The organism is Paenibacillus prosopidis, assembly GCF_003337375.1.
Classification (GTDB): domain Bacteria; phylum Bacillota; class Bacilli; order Paenibacillales; family Paenibacillaceae; genus Pristimantibacillus; species Pristimantibacillus prosopidis.
Genome location: NZ_QPJD01000002.1, coordinates 333,206 through 351,929, shown reverse-complemented (window position 1 = coordinate 351,929; position 18,724 = coordinate 333,206). Strand labels below are relative to the sequence as shown.

Sequence of the window (18,724 nt, the reverse complement as noted above, 5' to 3'; positions counted from 1 at the left end):
GGAAGGAAGTCATACATATGAAATTTGATCGTATTGCAGTTATCGTTCTGGACAGTGTTGGGATAGGCGAGCTGCCCGATGCAGAAGCATTCGGTGACCTTGGCTCGCATACGCTTGGGCATATCGTTGAGAAAGTGCCTCACATACAGCTGCCGAATTTAAGAAGATGGGGGCTTGACCGTATAGCGCCAATCAGCAATTGGAGCACATCAAGCGAACCAGCAGCCGCTTATTATGGCAAAATGGCTGAAGTATCAGTCGGGAAGGATACGATGACCGGTCACTGGGAGCTGATGGGTCTGAGAATGACCGTGCCTTTCCAAACGTATCCGGAAGGATTTCCGCCTGAACTGATCATTCCGTTCGAGGAGCGCACAGGGCGCAAAGTAATCGGTAATAAGCCGGCAAGCGGAACGGAAATTCTCGATGAGCTCGGAGAGGAGCAAATGGAGAGCGGTGCTTGGATTGTATATACGTCAGCTGACAGCGTGTTTCAAATTGCAGCGCATGAGGACATTATCCCGCTGGAGGAGCTCTACCGTGCTTGCGAAATTGCGAGAGAACTAACAATGGATGAGCGGTTTACGGTCGGCCGTGTCATTGCCAGACCCTATACGGGTAAGCCGGGTGCTTTCAAACGGACGCCGAACCGTCATGATTATGCGGTTAAACCGCCGCAGCCTACTGTGTTGAACGCTCTAAAGGATGCAGGCTTTGATACGATTGCGATTGGTAAAATCAACGATATTTTTGATGGAGAAGGTATCACGGCTTCGAATCCCACAAAAAGCAACACGGATGGAATTGAAAAAACGATTGAGCAGCTCAAGCAGCCTTTCAAAGGGCTCGTGTTCACCAATTTAGTTGATTTCGATTCATTGTATGGTCATCGCCGTGATCCTGAAGGATATGCGGCAGCTTTAGAGGAATTTGATCGTGCCGTTCCAGAATTGGAGCAGCAGCTTAGCGAACGGGATTTGCTCATCGTCACAGCAGACCACGGCAATGATCCGGTACATGCCGGAACGGATCACACACGCGAATATGTACCGCTTTTAATGTTTAGTCCTTCGTTTAAAAAAACCGGAGAAATGGCTTTGCGGTCGACCTTCTCGGATTTAGGCGCCACTATCGCACATAATTTCGGTGTAATGGCTCCGCCAAACGGTACTAGCTTTTTGTCAGATTTAATCATCGGTTAAGCTTGGAATTAAGCTCCGGGCAGATGAAGCGTTCGAAATACCATTTCATTTTAGGAGGAATACGCATGAGTGCTATAACGACGGCAGGACTCACAGCTACACACATAAAAGAAGCAGCAAAATATATTGAGGAGCAAACATCCCAGAAGCCTGAAATTGGACTCATTATGGGCTCAGGTCTAGGCGTGCTCGGAGACTATTTGGAAAATGCAATCACCATTCAGTATCATGACATTCCACACTTTCCGGTCTCGACGGTTGAAGGCCATGCGGGCGAGCTCCTTATCGGCACGCTTTCGGGTAGAATCGTTATACTGATGCGTGGACGTTTTCACATGTATGAAGGCTATGGACCGGAGCTAACTGCTTTCCCCGTTCGTGTCATGAAGGCGCTGGGAGTTAAGACCTTGCTCGTTACAAATGCTGCTGGAGGCATTAATGCCGATTACGAAGCAGGCAATTTGATGCTCATTTCCGATCATATTAATTTGACTGGCAAAAACCCGTTGATCGGTCCGAATGATGATGATCTAGGCGTTCGTTTCCCTGATATGTCGGAAGCATATAGCAAGCGTCTGCGTACGATTGCTCGCGACATCGCCCTGAGCCAAGGATTTACGCTTCGCGAAGGGGTATATGTCGGTTTGCTCGGACCATCATATGAGACGCCTGCAGAAATTCGAATGCTTCGCGTGCTTGGGGCTGATGCTGTCGGAATGTCAACCGTTGCTGAAGTTATCGCCGCGCGTCATTCGGGAATCGAGGTTGTCGGAATTTCGTGCATTAGCAATATGGCCGCAGGTATATTGGACCAGCCGTTGTCGCATGCTGAAGTGATGGAGACGACTGAACGTGTAAAGTCCCAATTTCTGGGACTTGTTACCGCTTTAATTGCTGCCATGTAAGGTTTTTTGTAACACAATTGTAATAATCCAGTCGACTCAATGTGACAGTGTTTTTTTTCCATATCGTCGTATAATGTCCATGATTAAAGAAAGATGGAGTGGACGATAAATGGACAAGCAATTACACTTACAGATGGAGCAGTTGCGTAACAAGATGGTAGAAACTGCCCTATTGAAGCAAAACCTTCTGCATCGTGATGTAATTTCATTAAGTCAGTCGTTGGATAAAATCATCATTCAGGTGCAGGAGGAGCATCGAGCGCTGTCGCGTGCTAATTAACAGCGAAGCGAAAGAGGAGGGAAACATGCGGTCGGTAGATCTTATTCAGAAGAAGAGAGATGGCGGCGAGCTGACCGCCTCCGAATTAACGTATTTGATAGACGGTTATTCTCGCGGCGACATTCCGGATTACCAAATGTCAGCGTGGGCAATGGCTGTGTTTTTTCGAGGGATGACACCTAGGGAAACAGCCGCGCTTACTCTTGCAATGGCTAATTCAGGAGACCAGGTCGATCTTGGACCAATCAGCGGGGTCAAAGTAGATAAGCATAGTACAGGTGGAGTAGGCGACAAAACCACATTAATTATTGCTCCTTTAGTCGCTTCAGTAGGTATTCCCGTTGCGAAAATGTCTGGTCGCGGCTTAGGCCATACCGGCGGAACCATCGACAAGCTTGAGTCAATTGAAGGCTTTCGAACCGAGCTATCGCGTGAGAGGTTTATGACGCAAGTAAATGAGATTGGACTAGCGGTCATCGGTCAAAGCGGCAACTTGGCGCCTGCGGACAAGAAGCTGTACGCTTTGCGCGACGTGACAGCAACCGTAGAGTCAATTCCGCTCATCGCAAGCTCTGTAATGAGTAAGAAAATCGCAGCAGGCGCAGATGCAATCGTGCTTGATGTGAAAACGGGCAGCGGCGCGTTCATGAAGACGCTGGAGCAATCGGAGCAGCTTGCTAAAGCGATGGTCGATATCGGTACGGACGTCGGCCGTAACACGGCTGCTGTCATCAGCGATATGGATCAACCGCTTGGCTTTGCGGTCGGGAATGCCTTAGAGGTTCAGGAATCCATTGAAACGCTTAAAGGTAACGGCCCTGAAGACTTGACGGAGCTATGTTTGACGTTAGGTGCGCACATGGTCGTCCTCGGCGGCAAGGCTGATTCCGTAGAAGCGGCGAAAGAACTGCTTCGCGGACAAATTAATAACGGAGAAGCTCTCGCAAAGTTTAAAGCATTCGTTGATGCGCAGGGCGGCGACGCTTCCGTAGCGGATGATCCAGCGAGGCTTCCGCAAGCTCCAATAACGATTGAAGTGAAAGCGGAAGGTTCAGGGTTTGTAGAAGCCATTGAAGCAGAACAGCTCGGTCTGGCGGCTATGCTCCTGGGAGCGGGCAGAGCGACGAAGGAGGCTTCTATTGATTATGCAGTAGGCGTAACGCTTCGTAAAAAGGTAGGGGATTCGGTCCAAGCAGGAGACACGCTTGCGCTGCTTCACGTCCGGGAATCTAGCGAGACTACCCGCAATGTTGCTGATCGCGTACGCAGCGCGTATGCATTAAACGCAGAAAAACCGGAGCCCCGCGCTTTATTGCTTTCTGTCGTAACATCTGAAGGCATTACCCGTTACATTTAAGGGGACCTGTATCGTTCATCTGTACCAATAAGAAAAGCTAATTGCTACATTTTAAAGAGCCGTCACAATTGTGATGGCTCTTTATGTTTTTATTAAACTCTATTGTTATAGCAATCTGCTAATGATGGAATAATTTTCATTTATCTAGTCAACACTGAAAAGGAAAATATAACCGAATTGTGCCGCAATTGTATTTTGCTTCACAAAACAAATCTTTTAGGAGGGAAAACTGTTGAAAAATCGTTCTTTCAAGCTATGTATACTCTTTCTCGCATTCGCGCTATCACTGCCTACGGCTGTGTTCGCTGCTGTCGAGCCAACCCCGGCACCTGCTCCTGCTCCGAATCAAACGCCTGCAGCTAATTTAGCCCCTTCGGCTCGCTCAGCGATCCTGATGGACGCGGACAGCGGTACGGTCATTTACGAAAAGAACAGCCATGATAAGCTGCCGCCAGCGAGTATTACTAAAATTATGACGCTGCTTCTTATTATGGAGGCGCTTGATGACGGGAAAATCAAATTGTCGGACAAGGTACAAACGAGCGAGTATGCGGCATCGATGGGCGGATCGCAAATTTTTCTCGAGCCGGGCGAAGAAATGACCGTCGACGATATGATCAAAGGGATTGCGCTTGCTTCGGGTAACGATGCTTCCGTCGCAATGGCTGAGAAGCTGGCAGGAACGGAGCAGCAATTCGTCGCGCAGATGAATGAGCGTGCGCACCAGCTCGGAATGATGGATACGCAGTTTGCCAATCCAAACGGCTTGCCGGTGGCGAATCATTTTACATCAGCGCATGATATAGCCGTTATGTCTAAAGAGCTGCTCAAACATTCCGAGGTGACAAAATATACCGGATTATATCAAGATTACTTGCGCAAAACGTCAGAGAAGCCGTTCTGGCTCGTAAATACGAACAAGCTGGTTCGTTTTTATAATGGAGCTGACGGTTTGAAAACAGGCTATACGAGTGAGGCTAAATATTGTTTATCGGCAACGGCTAAGCGCGATAATATGCGGGTCATAGCCGTCGTTATGGGTGAACCGGACACGAAGACAAGAAATGCGGAAGTATCACAAATGTTCGATTATACGTTTGCACAGTACATGAACCACTCGATTATAAAAGAAGGCGAATCGATGGGTACGCTGAAGATCGAGAAAGGGGTAGCGCCTGAACTGCCGCTTGTTGCGAAGCATTCTTATAGCGTACTTCTCAAAAAAGGCAGCCAAACGAAGGATATTCGTTATGAGCTTAAAATAAATGGAACTTTGAAAGCTCCTATTCAGATCGGCCAGCCAATCGGCAAACTCGTTGTTTATCAGGGCAATCAGGTGCTGAAGGAGTTTGATGTCGATGCACCGTTATCGGTTGAGCGTGCCGGCTGGTGGAGATTGCTCAAGCGTTCGTTCTCGGGCTTGTTTACGTAAGGTTATAAGTCCGGCTGAGGCGGCTCGTATTTTGTCAGCTGATAGCGGTATGCTTCTAGTTTTGTCGGCTTGCAGGAAACGGTCACCATTTTGGAGAATTGCTAGTTCTATCTCGGCAAGTGTAAACGTCTGAACACGATCAGTCCGTTCAGCAAACGTTTCACGGTGGAATATAAGCAAGGTATAAATATGATATTTATCCTTTCTTATATTTTGAAAAAACCTAGAGGAGATGAACAGCTTAATGAGTCTGCAAGCAGAATTGGAGCATTACCGCAATGTGCTGATCGTACGTCTTCGAGGTGAGCTGGATCATCATACGGCTGATGTAGTCCGCTTTAAAATGGAGGAGGCCATTCTTCGGGGGAGCAGCGATCATGTCATCCTCAGCTTGAAGGAACTGCAGTTTATGGACAGCTCCGGTCTTGGCGTCATTCTGGGCAGGTACAAGCAGGTGAAGAGCAAAGGCGGCAAAATGGTCGTCTGCGACGTCAATCCGAATGTACATCGTTTGTTTGAGCTTTCGGGTCTGTTCAAAATTTTGACGATTCACGAGAATGAACGTTCCGCAATTTCCAGTTTGGAGGTGGTGTCATGAATGGATCGAATGAAATGACGCTTTCCTTCAGCGCCCGCTCGGAAAACGAAGCTTTCGCACGAATAGCGGTCGCTGCATTTGTGTCTCAGCTCGATCCGACATTGGAGGAGCTGAATGATTTGAAGACGGCGGTGTCTGAAGCGGTTACGAACGCGATTATTCACGGTTATGAAAGCGATCCTTCTTGCAAGGTTTCGATCGAGGCGAGAATCGAGGGTGATTCTGTTTCGATTACGGTGTCGGATAACGGTCGGGGCATCGAGGACTTGGAGCTGGCAAGGCAGCCTCTCTATACCTCAAAGCCTGAGCTAGAGCGCTCTGGAATGGGCTTCACGATTATGGAAAACTTTATGGACCGTTTCGAGGTTTCAAGTATGGTTGGCGGCGGAACCCGCGTAGCTATGCTGAAACGAATCGAATCGAAAAAAGCGCTTTACAATTAGCGCATAGGGGTTGAACCTCATGGATATCGATTTGAAGCAAACGGCCCAGCCATACTTGGATGATGCGGAAGTTAAGCGGCTCATTGCGTTAAGCCAATCCGGTGACACGCTAGCAAGGGATACACTCGTTCAGTGCAATATACGGCTCGTTTGGTCAGTCGTTCAACGGTTCATAAATCGGGGTTATGAACCCGAGGATTTGTTCCAAATCGGTTGTATCGGATTGCTCAAATCAGTAGACAAATTCGATTTGTCCTATGATGTGAAATTTTCGACTTATGCGGTACCGATGATTATTGGGGAAATCCAAAGGTTTTTACGTGATGACGGTACGTTGAAGGTAAGCAGATCCCTTAAGGAAACCGCCAATAAGGTGCGTAAAATGAAGGATGAGCTATCGAAAACGTTAGGGCGGCTGCCTACCATTTCCGAGGTAGCGGATCGGCTTGGCATTACGCCGGAGGATGTCGTTTTTGCTCAAGAAGCGAACAAGCCGCCTACGTCTATCCATGAAACGGTATTCGAGAACGACGGCGATCCGATAACGCTAATGGACCAAATTGCAGATGAATCGCAGGAACGCTGGTTTGACAAGCTTGCGCTTGTCGAAGCGATTGAGGGCCTTAGCGAACGAGAACGGCTGATCGTTTACTTGCGCTATTACCGCGACAAAACGCAATCCGAGGTAGCGAGCAGGCTGGGCATATCACAGGTGCAGGTTTCACGATTGGAGAAAAAAATATTGCAGTCCATCAAAGACCAGATCGCCCTTTAGGGCGGTTTGGTCTTTTCCGTTTATTTCCTTTTCTTGCATGAGTATCCGAAACAACCTTTTCTCATACTAAAAGGGAAACAAACACCAAAGTTTAGGCAGAAGGGAAGCTGGCAGATGGAAACATCAAAGCATTCGGTCCTCTATCTGCGTCTCAAAAAACGAATTTACATCAAGCCGAATCATCGCGTCACTTTAGGTCAGGCTTCGCGTTTGCTTGGTGCCAATGATTTGCTCGAGAAGCAGCTGAAGCAGCTTATTCTTTATGAGCACAAAAAATCCGACGGGAACCGTTTCGTTATCGATTTGCTGCAAATCGTTAAGACGATTAGGGAGAGAGAGCCGGATTTAACGGTTGAAGCATATGGCGACCCGCAAGTTCTGGTCATGGTGTCGGAGAAGCCGGTCAAGCCGCGCATACCTGTACTCATCCTCGCTTGGCTTCTGCTGTTTTTTGGAGCGGGACTCGCTATCATGAATTTCCATACTGACGTTAGTATGAAGGAGGTTCATATTCGGATTGTCGAGTTGATTACGGGTAAGCGTACCGATCATCCGCTATGGTTTCAAATTCCGTATTCGCTTGGGATCGGACTTGGCATGGTGCTGTTCTTCAATCATATGTTTCGCAAACGATTCAATGAAGAGCCGAATCCGCTTGAGGTGGAGCTTTATATGTATCAAGAAAATGTGAATGCGTACGTGATTGCTGACGAAATGCGCAAGAAGTCGGATTACGACCAGACGCAAGAGCGAGACTCATGATTACTGGGCTGGAAAATGTATTTGTTGCTATGCTTGGATTAGCAGGCGGGTTGGCGGTTGGCAGCGGCTTAGTTGCTTTGCTCATCGTGCTTGATCTCATCCCGCGGTTAGCCCAAATTGCCAACGCTTATCGCATGTCGATTTGGTTCGAGACGGCCGTTATTTGCGGCTCATTGTTTTGGACATTTACTGACTTTATGGATTGGAAATTCGCTTTGCCGCCGGGTATCCTTTTGAGCGCAGCGGGTTTGTTCGACGGCATGTTTATCGGCATGCTTGCCGCCGCATTGACGGAGGTTATGAACGTGCTTCCGATTTTGGCAAAGCGGATGAATCTATCCGATTTCATGATTGCGCTTGTCATGGCAATGGTGCTTGGCAAAACGTTAGGTTCTTTGTTCGATTGGCTAGTGTTTCAATGGTAGTTCACTTTGAATGAGGTGATGGGATATGAGGGATTCACATTCAGGGCAAGGGAATGAAGAGGGAAAAAATGTTATGCATCCGTACTCAGGCCTGCCCGAGGAGCAGCAGCGCGAGGAGTCGGGCGAAGCGGTAAAGCGAGAATCCTATTTTAGTAACACTAGAAAATTGAAGATAAAGACGGGAAGATCTGAATCCTCCAGTAAGCAGGAAGAAGAAGCGGTCCCGAAAGATTTGGATGCTGTCTTGAATCGTTTAGAGCATGAAATTGGCTACAAAACAAGCTTTGACGTTGTTGTAAGGGAAATGACCTTTGGCGAGCGGCGCACAGCTATGCTTTGCATGAACGGACTCGTGAAGGACACCTTGCTCACCGAGGTGCTGAAGCGGCTCAGCTTTTTGCATCCGGAGGACTTGTCGACTCACGCCCTTCATTCTTTTCTCGATTTGTACGTGCCCGCCGCACAAGTGAGCAAAGTCGATGATTGGAATAAGATGCTTACAGGGGTGCTCGCTGGCGGTACGGCGCTGTTTATCGATGGAGAGCCAAGCGTGCTTATGATCGATGCCAAAAACTTCCCTGCCCGCGGTCCGGAGGAGCCATCTCTGGAAAAGGTGGTTCGTGGAGCAAGGGATGGTTTTGTCGAAACATTGATGGTCAACATTTCCTTAGTCCGCAGACGGGTGCGCGATCCCCAGCTCCGTTATGAGCTGATGCAAATCGGCGAGCGGACGAAAACAGACGTTTGTATCGCTTATATTAATGACTTAGTAGATAAAGAGCTGCTTAAATCCATCAAGGAAAAGATTGGGATGGTAAAGCTGGATGGTTTGCCGCTCGCCGATAAACAGCTCGAAGAGGCTACCGTAAAAAGGGGCTGGAATCCGTTTCCGCTGGTACGTTATTCAGAAAGACCAGACACCGTTGCGGTTCAATTGCTGGATGGAGGCGTGGCCATTTTCGTGGACACTTCACCGAGCGTAATGACAGTTCCGACGACGTATACCGACTTAGTCCAGCACGCGGAGGAAAATCGCCAGACGCCGTTTATCGGCACCTATTTGCGATGGGTGAGATTTATTGGTATTTTTGCCTCGCTGTTTATGCTGCCGCTTTGGCTGTTATTCGTTATGCATCCCGAATTGAAGCCGCCAGCATTAGCGTTTCTGGGACCAAGCGACCCAGGTAAATTGCCGCTAGTCGTACAGTTCCTGCTAGCAGAGGTCGGGGTGGATTTGCTCCGGATGGCATCGGTACATACGCCAAGCTCATTGGCAACAGCAATGTCACTCGTTGCAGCGATATTAATTGGTGATATTGCAGTAAAGACCGGTGTTTTCGTGAATGAAGTTATTTTGTACATGGCGGTTGCCGCAATAGGCATGTTCACGACGCCGAGCTATGAGCTGGGTCTTGCCAATCGAATCGTGCGGCTTGTCCTTATCGTTTCGGTAGCGGCGTTTAGCGTTCCTGGTTTCGTCATTGCTACGACTGCAATCTTGCTGATGTTGATTATGGAGCGCTCATTTAATCGTCCGTATATGTGGCCGCTCATTCCTTTTGACGCAAAAGCGGTTTGGGGCATTATCATTCGGAAGCCGGTGCTTAGTAACCGAAACCGGCCGAATATTTTACGTCCTCAGCAGCGCGATAAGTTGCCCAAAACGGAGTAAGTTCAAAAAAATGCAAATGAAATGTGAATTTATCCATTTCGCTGGGCGGGTAGATTGCGTTATACTGATGCTATTGATGCAAATTCTATCCTTTCTATCTGTATGCAGATAGAAGAAAGCTGAGGGGAAATAGATGTACCTACATGGAACTAGTAAAATTAATGCAAACGGACATTTGGAAATCGGCGGCTGCGACGTAGCTGATTTGGCAAATCAGTACGGCACGCCGCTATATATTGTGGATGAAGCTCTCGTGCGTCAACGTGCGAGTGAGTATATTGAAGCTTTCAAGGCTTCCGGACTCAAATTCCAGGTTGCTTACGCAAGCAAAGCGTTCAGTGTAATGGCTATGTGCGCAATTGCTGAGCAAGAAGGTCTATCGCTGGACGTTGTATCTGATGGCGAGCTTTACACAGCTATGCAAGCCGGCTTCCCGGCTGAACGCATCCACTTCCATGGCAACAACAAAACGCCTGAAGAAATTAATATGGCGCTTGAAGCAGGCATCGGCTGCTTCGTTGTCGACAACTTCATGGAATTACAGCTATTGAACGCGCTTGCTGGCGACAAAGGCAAGAAAGTAAACATTTTGCTTCGCATCACGCCAGGTGTTGAAGCCCATACGCATGATTACATTTCGACTGGACAACAAGATTCGAAGTTTGGCTTTGACCTTGGTAACGGTGCAGCGAAGCAGGCGATTCAAGAAGCGCTCGCGCTGCCAAACCTTATCGTATTAGGCGTTCACTCGCACATCGGTTCGCAAATTTTTGAGGTGGAAGGCTTCCGTATGGCAGTGGACAAGGTAGCTGATTTTGCAGTTGCCATCCGTAACGAGCTTGGACTAACTTTTAAAGTAATCAACCTCGGCGGCGGCTTTGGCATCCGTTATGTTGAAGGTGACACTCCGCTGCCGATTAGTGAGTACGTAGCAGCAATTACAGGAGCGATCATTACGAATTTCACGAATGCGGAGTTTCCGCTTCCGGAAATTTGGGTTGAGCCAGGCCGGAGTATGGTCGGAGACGCAGGAACGACTTTGTATACGGTCGGCACAAGCAAACATATTCCTGGTGTGCGCAAATACATTGCTGTTGACGGCGGTATGACGGACAACCCCCGCCCAGCGTTGTACCAATCCAAGTATGAAGCGATTTTGGCTAACCGTGCTAATGATGCGATTGAAGAAACGGTATCTGTAGCCGGCAAATGCTGCGAGAGCGGCGACATGCTCATTTGGGACCTCGAATTGCCTAAGGCTGAAAACGGCGATCTTCTTGCAGTTTTCTGTACAGGTGCTTATAATTATGCAATGGCAAGCAACTATAACCGCATTCGCCGCCCGGCAGTCGTTTTCGTAAAAGACGGTCAAGCTGACCTGGCTGTTAAACGTGAATCGCTTGACAATATCGTATGCAATGACGTCATTCCGGCAAGACTTCAAAAATCACCGCTTGCGAAATAAGGGCGAAATTGGTAACGTAGTCTTATTCGGAAAAAGAAAGGTAGATGCAGCAATGGCAAAACAAGCAAAAATTACACTAGCAAACGGCGGAGAAGTCGTAATCGATTTATTTGATAAAGACGCGCCGAACACAGTAGCAAATTTCGAGAAGCTGGCTAATGACGGTTTCTATAACGGTCTAACGTTCCACCGTGTCATCCCAGGATTCGTCGCACAAGGCGGATGCCCGAAAGGAACTGGTACAGGCGGTCCTGGTTACACAATTAACTGCGAAATTAACCCGAACAAGCATGAGCGCGGCTCACTTGCTATGGCGCATGCTGGTCGAAACACAGGCGGCAGCCAGTTCTATATTGGTTACGCGCCACAGCCGCATCTTGATGGCGCTCATACCGTTTTCGGTAAAGTGGCAAAGGGTATGGAGTTTGTTGATGCATTCAAAGGCGGAGACAAAATGGAAAAGGTTGAAGTTGTCGAAGTTTAATGGTAAGATACTTACTATAAATATGTAAGTGCAGCTTTCCTTCGGGGTAGGGTGGAATTCCCAACCGGCGGTGATCGGGAGCGCAGGGAGGATCGGTTAACCGGACTTCCTGCGTTTCTCGTCAGTCCGTGACCCGGGCTAATTGATCAGTTATGGCAATGAGCCAATACAAATCAATTGGAACGGTGGACCTGGTGTAAATCCGGGACCGACAGTATAGTCTGGATGGGAGAAGGAGATGCATCGACAGCTATTATATTCATACTTATTCGTTTGTGTTTTATTTCACAAGCGTAATAGGTTTGTTTCTTTAGCGTACTTTACAAACCGGTGCCGTAGCTATTACGGTTTTTTAAGGAGCGGTTATTTCATGCTCTCGATGTTGATCCGGTTTTGTCGTTGTTCTCTTGCGTTTCTTTCATCACCCCTGTCGGTAAGTTTGCCGATAGGGGTGTTTTTGTTATTGGATATTTTAAATGATGAGTATTACATGAAGCTGGCGCTAGAGTTAGCTGCAAAAGCTGCTGGTCAGACGGGTATTAATCCTGTCGTCGGCTGCGTGGTCGTGAAGGAAGGAAGAATCGTCGGAATAGGAACGCATCTGAAGCGCGGAACCGGCCATGCCGAGGTACATGCGCTGCAGATGGCCGGTGATGAAGCGGAAGGCGCGACCGTGTACGTAACGTTAGAGCCTTGCAGCCATTTCGGTAAAACACCGCCTTGCTGCGAAAGGATTATTGCTGCAAAAGCGGCTAGAGTCGTAGTCGCAAGCGGCGATCCGAACCCTCAGGTTTCCGGAAGAGGAATAGCAAGGCTGCGTGAAGAGGGAATTGACGTGACTGTAGGCGTGCTTGAGCAGCAATCGCGGCAAATGAACGAAAAGTTCAACAAATATATTACGACCAAATTACCGTTCGTTACTTTAAAAACAGCAAGTACCCTTGACGGCAAAATTGCTTCCCGCACTGGCGACAGCCGCTGGGTTACCGGGACTGCGGCGCGTGAACAGGTTCATACGCTGCGCCATCAGCATGAGGCCATTATGGTTGGGATCGGTACAGTCCTTGCCGATGATCCATTATTGAACACACGCGCCCCCGTACCGGCAATCGATCCGGTTCGAATCATTGTGGACTCCTCGTTGCGGTTGCCGCTCAACGCACGTGTTGTAACGGACCGATCGATTCGGACAATTGTTCTAACGTCGGGCCAGGCAGCTGAAGACAAACGTCAAGCACTGGAGGCAGCTGGGGTTGAAGTCTTCGTATGCGGTACAGGTGCTAAGGTTGACTTGACCGAAGCGATGATGAAGCTTGGCGAGTTCGAGATCGGCTCTATCCTGCTCGAAGGCGGCGGACAGCTTAACGGTGCGATGCTGGAAGCAGGTCTCATCGATAAAATTATTTTATATTACGCTGCTAAAATTATCGGTGGCGTCGAGGCGCCCGGCACTTTTACATTCAACGGCATCGAGAAAATGGCAGATGCCATCGAGCTCGAGCAAGTGAACGTGGAGATGGCCGGTGACGACATATGCGTATCCGGATATCCCGTCTATACGAAGTAAGTTTGCATTCGCAAACTTAGGTTTATGCTTACGAAGTAGGTTTTGCATTCGCAAAACCTTTTAGGAGGAAGCTCATGTTTACCGGATTAGTTGAAGAAGTGGGACAGATGAAAGGAATAACGAAGCAGGGAGAAGCGATGCGCCTGGTTATAGGGGCTACGCATGTAACGGAAGGCGTTATGCTTGGCGATAGCATTTCAGTAAACGGCGTTTGCTTGACGGTGACGGCTTTTGATCGTTCCTCATTCGCGGCGGACGTTATGCCTGAAACGTACCGCAAATCTAGCCTTCACCAGCTTCGTCCCGGTGAACGGGTGAATTTAGAACGAGCTATGCAGGCAGGGTCACGCTTCGGCGGCCACATCGTCCAAGGGCATATTGACGGCACTGGGCAAATATCCACCCGCGAAACAGATGCTAATGCCGTCGTCTTCAAGGTTCAGCTGGACGATCCAAGCATGCTTCGTTACGTTATTCCAAAAGGGTCTATCACGATTGATGGAATAAGCCTTACCGTTGTCGACACATCCGCTCATTCCTTTTCCGTTTCGATCATTCCGCATACGCTCAGTCAAACGGCCCTGCAGCACAAGCATGCGGGCGACACTGTCAATATCGAGTGCGACGTCATCGGCAAATACGTCGATCACCTGCTTCATTTCAAGCAACCCGAAGCCGCACCAAACAAATCGAAGCTCACAACATCATTCCTATTGGAAAATGGCTTCTTATAATTTTTTTTACCGTACCCAAAGTAAGCGTGTCCCGCAGGGACGAAAGCGATCAACCGCAAACGCATCACATAACCATCTCTTAACCACCCGCGTTATTCCAATTGCAGGTGTCCAGAGGACGCAGTCCTTGGGGCCCTCCCTTGGAAGGGAGGGTTTGGGTGGGTTCGAAAGCCTTTGAAGGTTTGGATAGAAGCCTTTGAAGGTTTAGGTAGAGGCCTTTCAAGGTTTGGTATAAGCCTTTGAAGGTTGGGTAGAAGCCTTACAAAGGTTTGGTTGTCTCACAAAGGAGGGAAACCCATATGGAGCTAGATAAAATCCCATTTGACCGGATTGAAGATGCAATAAATGATTTGATGTTAGGGAAGCCGGTTATTGTCGTGGACGACGAGGATCGCGAGAATGAGGGTGACCTGATAGCACTAGCGGATAAAACGACGCCGGAGGTCATTAATTTCATGATTTCAGAAGCTCGCGGACTTGTGTGTGTTCCGATTACGCAAGAGCGGGCTGAGGAGCTTGATTTGCCGCCAATGGTTACGCACAATACCGATTACCATGGAACGGCATTTACGGTATCCGTTGACTATGTAGCAACTACTACGGGCATATCTGCTTTCGAACGTTCCGAAACGGTCAAAGCATTGATCGATCCAACGACGAAAGCCTCGGATTTCCGCAGACCGGGTCATATCTTCCCGCTTATTGCAAAGGATGGAGGCGTACTTCGCCGTGCCGGTCACACGGAGGCGGCAATTGACCTTGCCAGAATGTGCGGTTCAGAGCCAGCTGCCGTTATTTGCGAAATCATTAACGAAGATGGAACGATGGCAAGGCTGCCGGATCTAATTGTCTTCAAACAAAAGCACAACCTAAAGCTGATTACGATCCAAGAACTCATTCATTACCGTAATGAGAAAGAAAAGCTGGTTGAGCCAGCTGTAGACGTCAATTTGCCAACCGATTTTGGTACCTTCCGCGCGATCGCTTACACAAATATCGTGGACAACAAGGAGCATGTCGCGCTGGTCAAGGGCGAAATTAATTCTGAGCGTCCAATGCTAGTACGCGTCCACTCCGAATGCTTGACCGGAGATGTATTTCATTCGCACCGTTGCGATTGCGGACCGCAGCTTGAAGCGGCATTAAAGCAGATCGACGCGGAAGGCAGCGGCGTACTTCTCTACATGCGCCAAGAAGGAAGAGGCATCGGGCTGATTAACAAATTAAAGGCTTATGCGCTCCAGGAGCAGGGCTTTGATACCGTAGACGCAAATTTAAAGCTGGGCTTTCCGGCCGATTTGCGTGATTATGGAATAGGCGCGCAAATTTTGAAGGATCTTGGCATTCGCAAAATGCGTTTACTTACGAACAATCCGCGTAAGATCAAAGGTCTCGAGGGCTATGGGTTAGAGGTTGTTGAGCGCGTACCGATTCAAATGGATGCTAATGAAGATAATAACAGCTATTTACGTACAAAAAAGTCTAAGCTGGGGCATTTACTGCGTTTCGAAGATCAAGACTATAACATCTAAATAATTGGAAGGATGATTTCAAGATGGCACGAATTTTTGAGGGACATTTAATATCAGAAGGTTTAAAATATGGAGTAGTAGTAGGACGTTTTAACGAGTTTATTTCGAGTAAGCTGCTTGGAGGCGCGCTTGACGCATTTAAGCGTCATGGTGCTCAGGAAGAGGACGTTGACGTGGCATGGGTGCCGGGAGCATTCGAAATACCTCTGATTGCCCAAAAAATGGCGGAGAGCGGTAAGTACGATGCGGTTATAACGCTGGGTGCGGTCATTCGCGGTTCAACGCCGCATTTTGATTATGTTTGCAACGAAGCAGCAAAGGGCGTTGCGGCGATCGCTCTAAAAACAGGCATTCCTACTATTTTCGGTGTGCTGACGGTCGATTCGATTGAGCAAGCGATTGAACGTGCAGGCACGAAAGCTGGAAATAAAGGTTATGAAGCGGCTGCCAGCGCGATAGAGATGGCGAATTTGACTAGGCAGTTGAAGGCGTAAGCAGCACAGAGAAGCCAGGCGGGAGGAAATTTGAGTGTCGGTGCTTTATAAGCTGAATTCTTTTGAAGGGCCGCTTGATCTATTGCTTCACTTGATCGACAAAGCCGAGATCGATATCCATGAAGTATCTATAAGCGAAATTACCGATCAATATATGGAATACTTGCATGCGATGAAGGAGCTGGAGCTTGAGGTTACAAGTGAATTTTTAGTTATGGCGGCTACCCTTCTGGCGATAAAGAGCAAGCAGCTGCTTCCAAAGCCTCCTGTATTTGAGGATGAGTACGAGGATTGGCCGGATGACGGTCTGGATCCGCGCGATGAGCTTATCCAAAAGCTCGTGGAATATCGTAAATTTAAGCAAATCGCAGAGCAGCTGCGGGAGAAGGAATTCGAACGCAGCCTCGTCTATTCCCGAGAGCCGGAGGATATGACTCCTTTCATGAAGGAAGAGAAGGTTAACCCGGTAGAAGGGCTACTCGTATCCGATTTAATTGCCGCATTTCAAAAGGCGCTCCGCCGGGCAGCAAGACGGAATGTCGTTGCGACGGTTCAACGTGATGAAATTTCGGTCAAGGACCGTATTCGGGATATCATGGATATTCTGAAGCAGTTTGAAACGGTGAGATTTTCGCGGCTGATACGGGAAAATATGGACAGGCATGAGGTTGTCGTAACTTTTCTGGCGATACTGGAGCTTATGAAAATGAAGCATATTCACTGCTTCCAGCATCAGTTGTTTGACGACATCGTCATTCATTGGAGAGGAGAATCTTCGGAAAGTGGATTATCCGAAATTGAAGACAATTATTGAAGGCCTGCTGTTCATGGCGGGTGACGAAGGCTTAAATAAGCGGCAGCTAGCCGATATTTTAGAAATAGACGCAGATCTAGCCTCGGATTTAGTCTATGATTTGCAGCGCGATTTGGAACGAGAAGGGCGAGGCGTTCAAATCGCGGAGGTAGCAGCATCCTACCGGCTTACGACGCACCCGGATCATGCGCCTTATTTTGAGCGGATGGCTTATACGCCTACACGTTCCCAGCTGTCACAGGCTGCGCTTGAAACGTTGTCTATTGTTGCCTATCGTCAACCGATTACTAGAATCGCAATTGAAGAAATTCGCGGCGTTAAGAGCGACAGAGCTATTCAATCGCTCGTATCGAAAGATTTAATTGAAGAGGTAGGCCGTGCCGAAGCAATTGGCAGGCCGATTTTATATGGAACGACGAAATCATTTTTAGATTATTTTGGTCTACCGTCGATTCGGGAGCTGCCTGAGCCTGGTAACGTCGATCTGGACGATGCATTAGAGGAACAGACACAGCTGCTGTTCGAACGATTAGACGGAAGACAAATGACAATTGAAGAAATTAAAGAATGAGATTTGACCGCCGGGTCATACTATATTCAACCCATATTAGGGAAACGGAGGAAGCATCATGATGCTCGGTTACCCTTACGGTTGGATAACGGCCGCCGGTCTCTTTTTTTTGCTCATTTTGACGGTTATCCTAACCTCTCCTGTTGTCATTAAAGGACAGTTGCGGAGAATAGGAAATGATGATGATGCAGAAATTAAAGTGAAAGCCCTCTACGGCATTATCCGATACCGGTATAAGGTTCCAATTATCCGACTTGTCGGAAATACCGTTCAAATGAAGAAACAAGTATCAAATGAGAGCACGGGCATTAATACCTGGAAACAGTTCAATGATGAACTCGATGTGGATAGAGTCCTTAGCTCAATAGGTAAATTGAAACTGATTTTGAAAATGACACGGGATTTGAAGGGATTGGTCAGGCAAACGCTGACCAAGGTTCGATTAGTTGAGTGGAACTGGTCTACTTCAGTAGGCACTGGAGACGCGATGTGGACGGCAATGGCTACTGGTCTTGTCTGGTCTGTTCAAACATCCATACTTGGCTTGCTGTCGCAAATGGTCAAAATTAATGCCGAGCCAAATATGAATGTTCAGCCCATGTATCAGCAGCCTACATTTACAACGGAATGGTCATGCATAGCTCAAATCCGCTTCGGTTATGCTATCCTTGCCGGGCTGCAGCTATTAGTTCGCATAAAGAAAGTGAAAGGAGGCGTCAAAGCATGGCAGAACATCCTATTCAAGGCTTAATGCAAACCGCAATGGAAAATATTAAAGAAATGGTTGACGTCAATACGATCGTCGGTGATCCGGTTCAAACGCCGGATGGCAGCATTATTATGCCAATTTCCAAGGTTGGTTTCGGGTTTGTAGCTGGGGGCAGTGATATTCGGTTAGAAGATGCCGAGCATAAAAATGCACAATCTGATGCGCATCATGCTTCCGTATCACTCCCATTTGGAGGCGGAAGCGGCGGCGGCGTATCGATAACGCCGATCGCGTTTCTCGTCGTCGGTACTCACGGCGTGAAGATTGTGCCGCTCGATACTCAAACCCATTTGCTTGAGCGTGTTATCGATACTGCACCGCAAGTATTTGATAAATTACAGTCCATGATGAAGCAGCCGGGCAGTAAGGCTTCTTACACAGATCCTTCCCAGACAGTCATTTCAGGACATGTTGACGTGAACGATCACCTCTTATGACATAAC

Annotated in this window: 21 protein-coding genes and 1 riboswitch; all 21 genes read left to right on the top strand. The window is 48.1% G+C overall.

Annotated elements, in window-relative coordinates; all coding sequences use genetic code 11:
- Nucleotides 1–17: 17 nt before the first annotated feature.
- The gene (gene deoB / locus DFP97_RS03960; protein WP_114378667.1) at nucleotides 18–1,202 is read left to right on the top strand and encodes a phosphopentomutase; all 1,185 of its coding nucleotides are present in this window, start codon (nucleotides 18–20) and stop codon (nucleotides 1,200–1,202) included.
- A gap of 65 nt (nucleotides 1,203–1,267) precedes the next feature.
- Nucleotides 1,268–2,107, top strand: a complete 840-nt coding sequence (locus tag DFP97_RS03955) for a purine-nucleoside phosphorylase (RefSeq protein ID WP_114378666.1) — start codon at nucleotides 1,268–1,270, stop codon at nucleotides 2,105–2,107.
- 109 nt (nucleotides 2,108–2,216) lie between these two features.
- A complete protein-coding gene (locus tag DFP97_RS03950; protein WP_114378665.1) occupies nucleotides 2,217–2,387 on the top strand; it encodes an aspartyl-phosphate phosphatase Spo0E family protein in 171 nt (56 codons plus the stop codon).
- Between the two features lie 25 nt (nucleotides 2,388–2,412).
- Nucleotides 2,413–3,744, top strand: a complete 1,332-nt coding sequence (locus DFP97_RS03945; protein ID WP_114378857.1) for a pyrimidine-nucleoside phosphorylase — start codon at nucleotides 2,413–2,415, stop codon at nucleotides 3,742–3,744.
- 229 nt (nucleotides 3,745–3,973) lie between these two features.
- Nucleotides 3,974–5,176, top strand: coding sequence for a D-alanyl-D-alanine carboxypeptidase family protein (locus DFP97_RS03940; protein ID WP_114378664.1), 1,203 nt, complete (start codon nucleotides 3,974–3,976; stop codon nucleotides 5,174–5,176).
- Nucleotides 5,177–5,420: 244 nt separating this feature from the next.
- Entirely contained in the window at nucleotides 5,421–5,774 is a 354-nt protein-coding gene (gene spoIIAA / locus DFP97_RS03935) for an anti-sigma F factor antagonist (protein ID WP_114378663.1), read from the top strand.
- Nucleotides 5,771–6,217: an anti-sigma F factor gene (gene spoIIAB, locus DFP97_RS03930; protein WP_114378662.1), complete on the top strand. Its 447-nt coding sequence runs from the start codon at nucleotides 5,771–5,773 to the stop codon at nucleotides 6,215–6,217. Before spoIIAA ends, spoIIAB begins: the two co-directional genes overlap by 4 nt.
- 19 nt (nucleotides 6,218–6,236) lie before the next feature.
- The gene (gene sigF / locus DFP97_RS03925; RefSeq protein WP_114378661.1) at nucleotides 6,237–6,992 is read left to right on the top strand and encodes an RNA polymerase sporulation sigma factor SigF; all 756 of its coding nucleotides are present in this window, start codon (nucleotides 6,237–6,239) and stop codon (nucleotides 6,990–6,992) included.
- 114 nt (nucleotides 6,993–7,106) lie between these two features.
- Nucleotides 7,107–7,754, top strand: a complete 648-nt coding sequence (locus tag DFP97_RS03920) for a stage V sporulation protein AA (protein ID WP_114378660.1) — start codon at nucleotides 7,107–7,109, stop codon at nucleotides 7,752–7,754.
- Nucleotides 7,751–8,179, top strand: a complete 429-nt coding sequence (locus DFP97_RS03915; RefSeq protein WP_114378659.1) for a stage V sporulation protein AB — start codon at nucleotides 7,751–7,753, stop codon at nucleotides 8,177–8,179. Before DFP97_RS03920 ends, DFP97_RS03915 begins: the two co-directional genes overlap by 4 nt.
- Nucleotides 8,180–8,204: 25 nt before the next feature.
- Complete coding sequence (locus DFP97_RS03910; RefSeq protein ID WP_181873350.1) at nucleotides 8,205–9,851, top strand: spore germination protein; 1,647 nt, start codon at nucleotides 8,205–8,207, stop codon at nucleotides 9,849–9,851.
- A 133-nt stretch (nucleotides 9,852–9,984) separates the two neighbouring features.
- Nucleotides 9,985–11,316 (top strand): diaminopimelate decarboxylase, encoded by a 1,332-nt coding sequence (gene lysA, locus DFP97_RS03905; RefSeq protein ID WP_114378658.1) that lies wholly within the window; start codon nucleotides 9,985–9,987, stop codon nucleotides 11,314–11,316.
- A gap of 52 nt (nucleotides 11,317–11,368) precedes the next feature.
- Nucleotides 11,369–11,800 (top strand): peptidylprolyl isomerase, encoded by a 432-nt coding sequence (locus DFP97_RS03900; protein ID WP_114378657.1) that lies wholly within the window; start codon nucleotides 11,369–11,371, stop codon nucleotides 11,798–11,800.
- 33 nt (nucleotides 11,801–11,833) lie between these two features.
- A riboswitch (FMN riboswitch) is annotated at nucleotides 11,834–12,041 on the top strand.
- Nucleotides 12,042–12,263: 222 nt separating this feature from the next.
- Nucleotides 12,264–13,367, top strand: a complete 1,104-nt coding sequence (gene ribD / locus DFP97_RS03895; protein WP_114378656.1) for a bifunctional diaminohydroxyphosphoribosylaminopyrimidine deaminase/5-amino-6-(5-phosphoribosylamino)uracil reductase RibD — start codon at nucleotides 12,264–12,266, stop codon at nucleotides 13,365–13,367.
- A gap of 74 nt (nucleotides 13,368–13,441) precedes the next feature.
- The gene (gene ribE / locus DFP97_RS03890) at nucleotides 13,442–14,101 is read left to right on the top strand and encodes a riboflavin synthase (protein ID WP_114378655.1); all 660 of its coding nucleotides are present in this window, start codon (nucleotides 13,442–13,444) and stop codon (nucleotides 14,099–14,101) included.
- Nucleotides 14,102–14,400: 299 nt separating this feature from the next.
- Nucleotides 14,401–15,633: a bifunctional 3,4-dihydroxy-2-butanone-4-phosphate synthase/GTP cyclohydrolase II gene (locus DFP97_RS03885; RefSeq protein ID WP_114378654.1), complete on the top strand. Its 1,233-nt coding sequence runs from the start codon at nucleotides 14,401–14,403 to the stop codon at nucleotides 15,631–15,633.
- A 23-nt stretch (nucleotides 15,634–15,656) separates the two neighbouring features.
- Nucleotides 15,657–16,127 (top strand): 6,7-dimethyl-8-ribityllumazine synthase, encoded by a 471-nt coding sequence (gene ribH, locus DFP97_RS03880; RefSeq protein ID WP_114378653.1) that lies wholly within the window; start codon nucleotides 15,657–15,659, stop codon nucleotides 16,125–16,127.
- A gap of 34 nt (nucleotides 16,128–16,161) precedes the next feature.
- The gene (locus tag DFP97_RS03875) at nucleotides 16,162–16,941 is read left to right on the top strand and encodes a segregation and condensation protein A (RefSeq protein WP_114378652.1); all 780 of its coding nucleotides are present in this window, start codon (nucleotides 16,162–16,164) and stop codon (nucleotides 16,939–16,941) included.
- A complete protein-coding gene (scpB, locus tag DFP97_RS03870) occupies nucleotides 16,910–17,512 on the top strand; it encodes an SMC-Scp complex subunit ScpB (protein WP_114378651.1) in 603 nt (200 codons plus the stop codon). The genes DFP97_RS03875 and scpB overlap by 32 nt, the downstream gene beginning before the upstream one ends.
- A 58-nt stretch (nucleotides 17,513–17,570) precedes the next feature.
- On the top strand, nucleotides 17,571–18,263 hold the full coding sequence (locus tag DFP97_RS03865) for a DUF2953 domain-containing protein (protein ID WP_114378650.1): 693 nt from the start codon (nucleotides 17,571–17,573) through the stop codon (nucleotides 18,261–18,263).
- A complete protein-coding gene (gene ytfJ, locus DFP97_RS03860; protein WP_114378649.1) occupies nucleotides 18,236–18,718 on the top strand; it encodes a GerW family sporulation protein in 483 nt (160 codons plus the stop codon). The genes DFP97_RS03865 and ytfJ overlap by 28 nt, the downstream gene beginning before the upstream one ends.
- Nucleotides 18,719–18,724 lie beyond the last annotated feature (6 nt).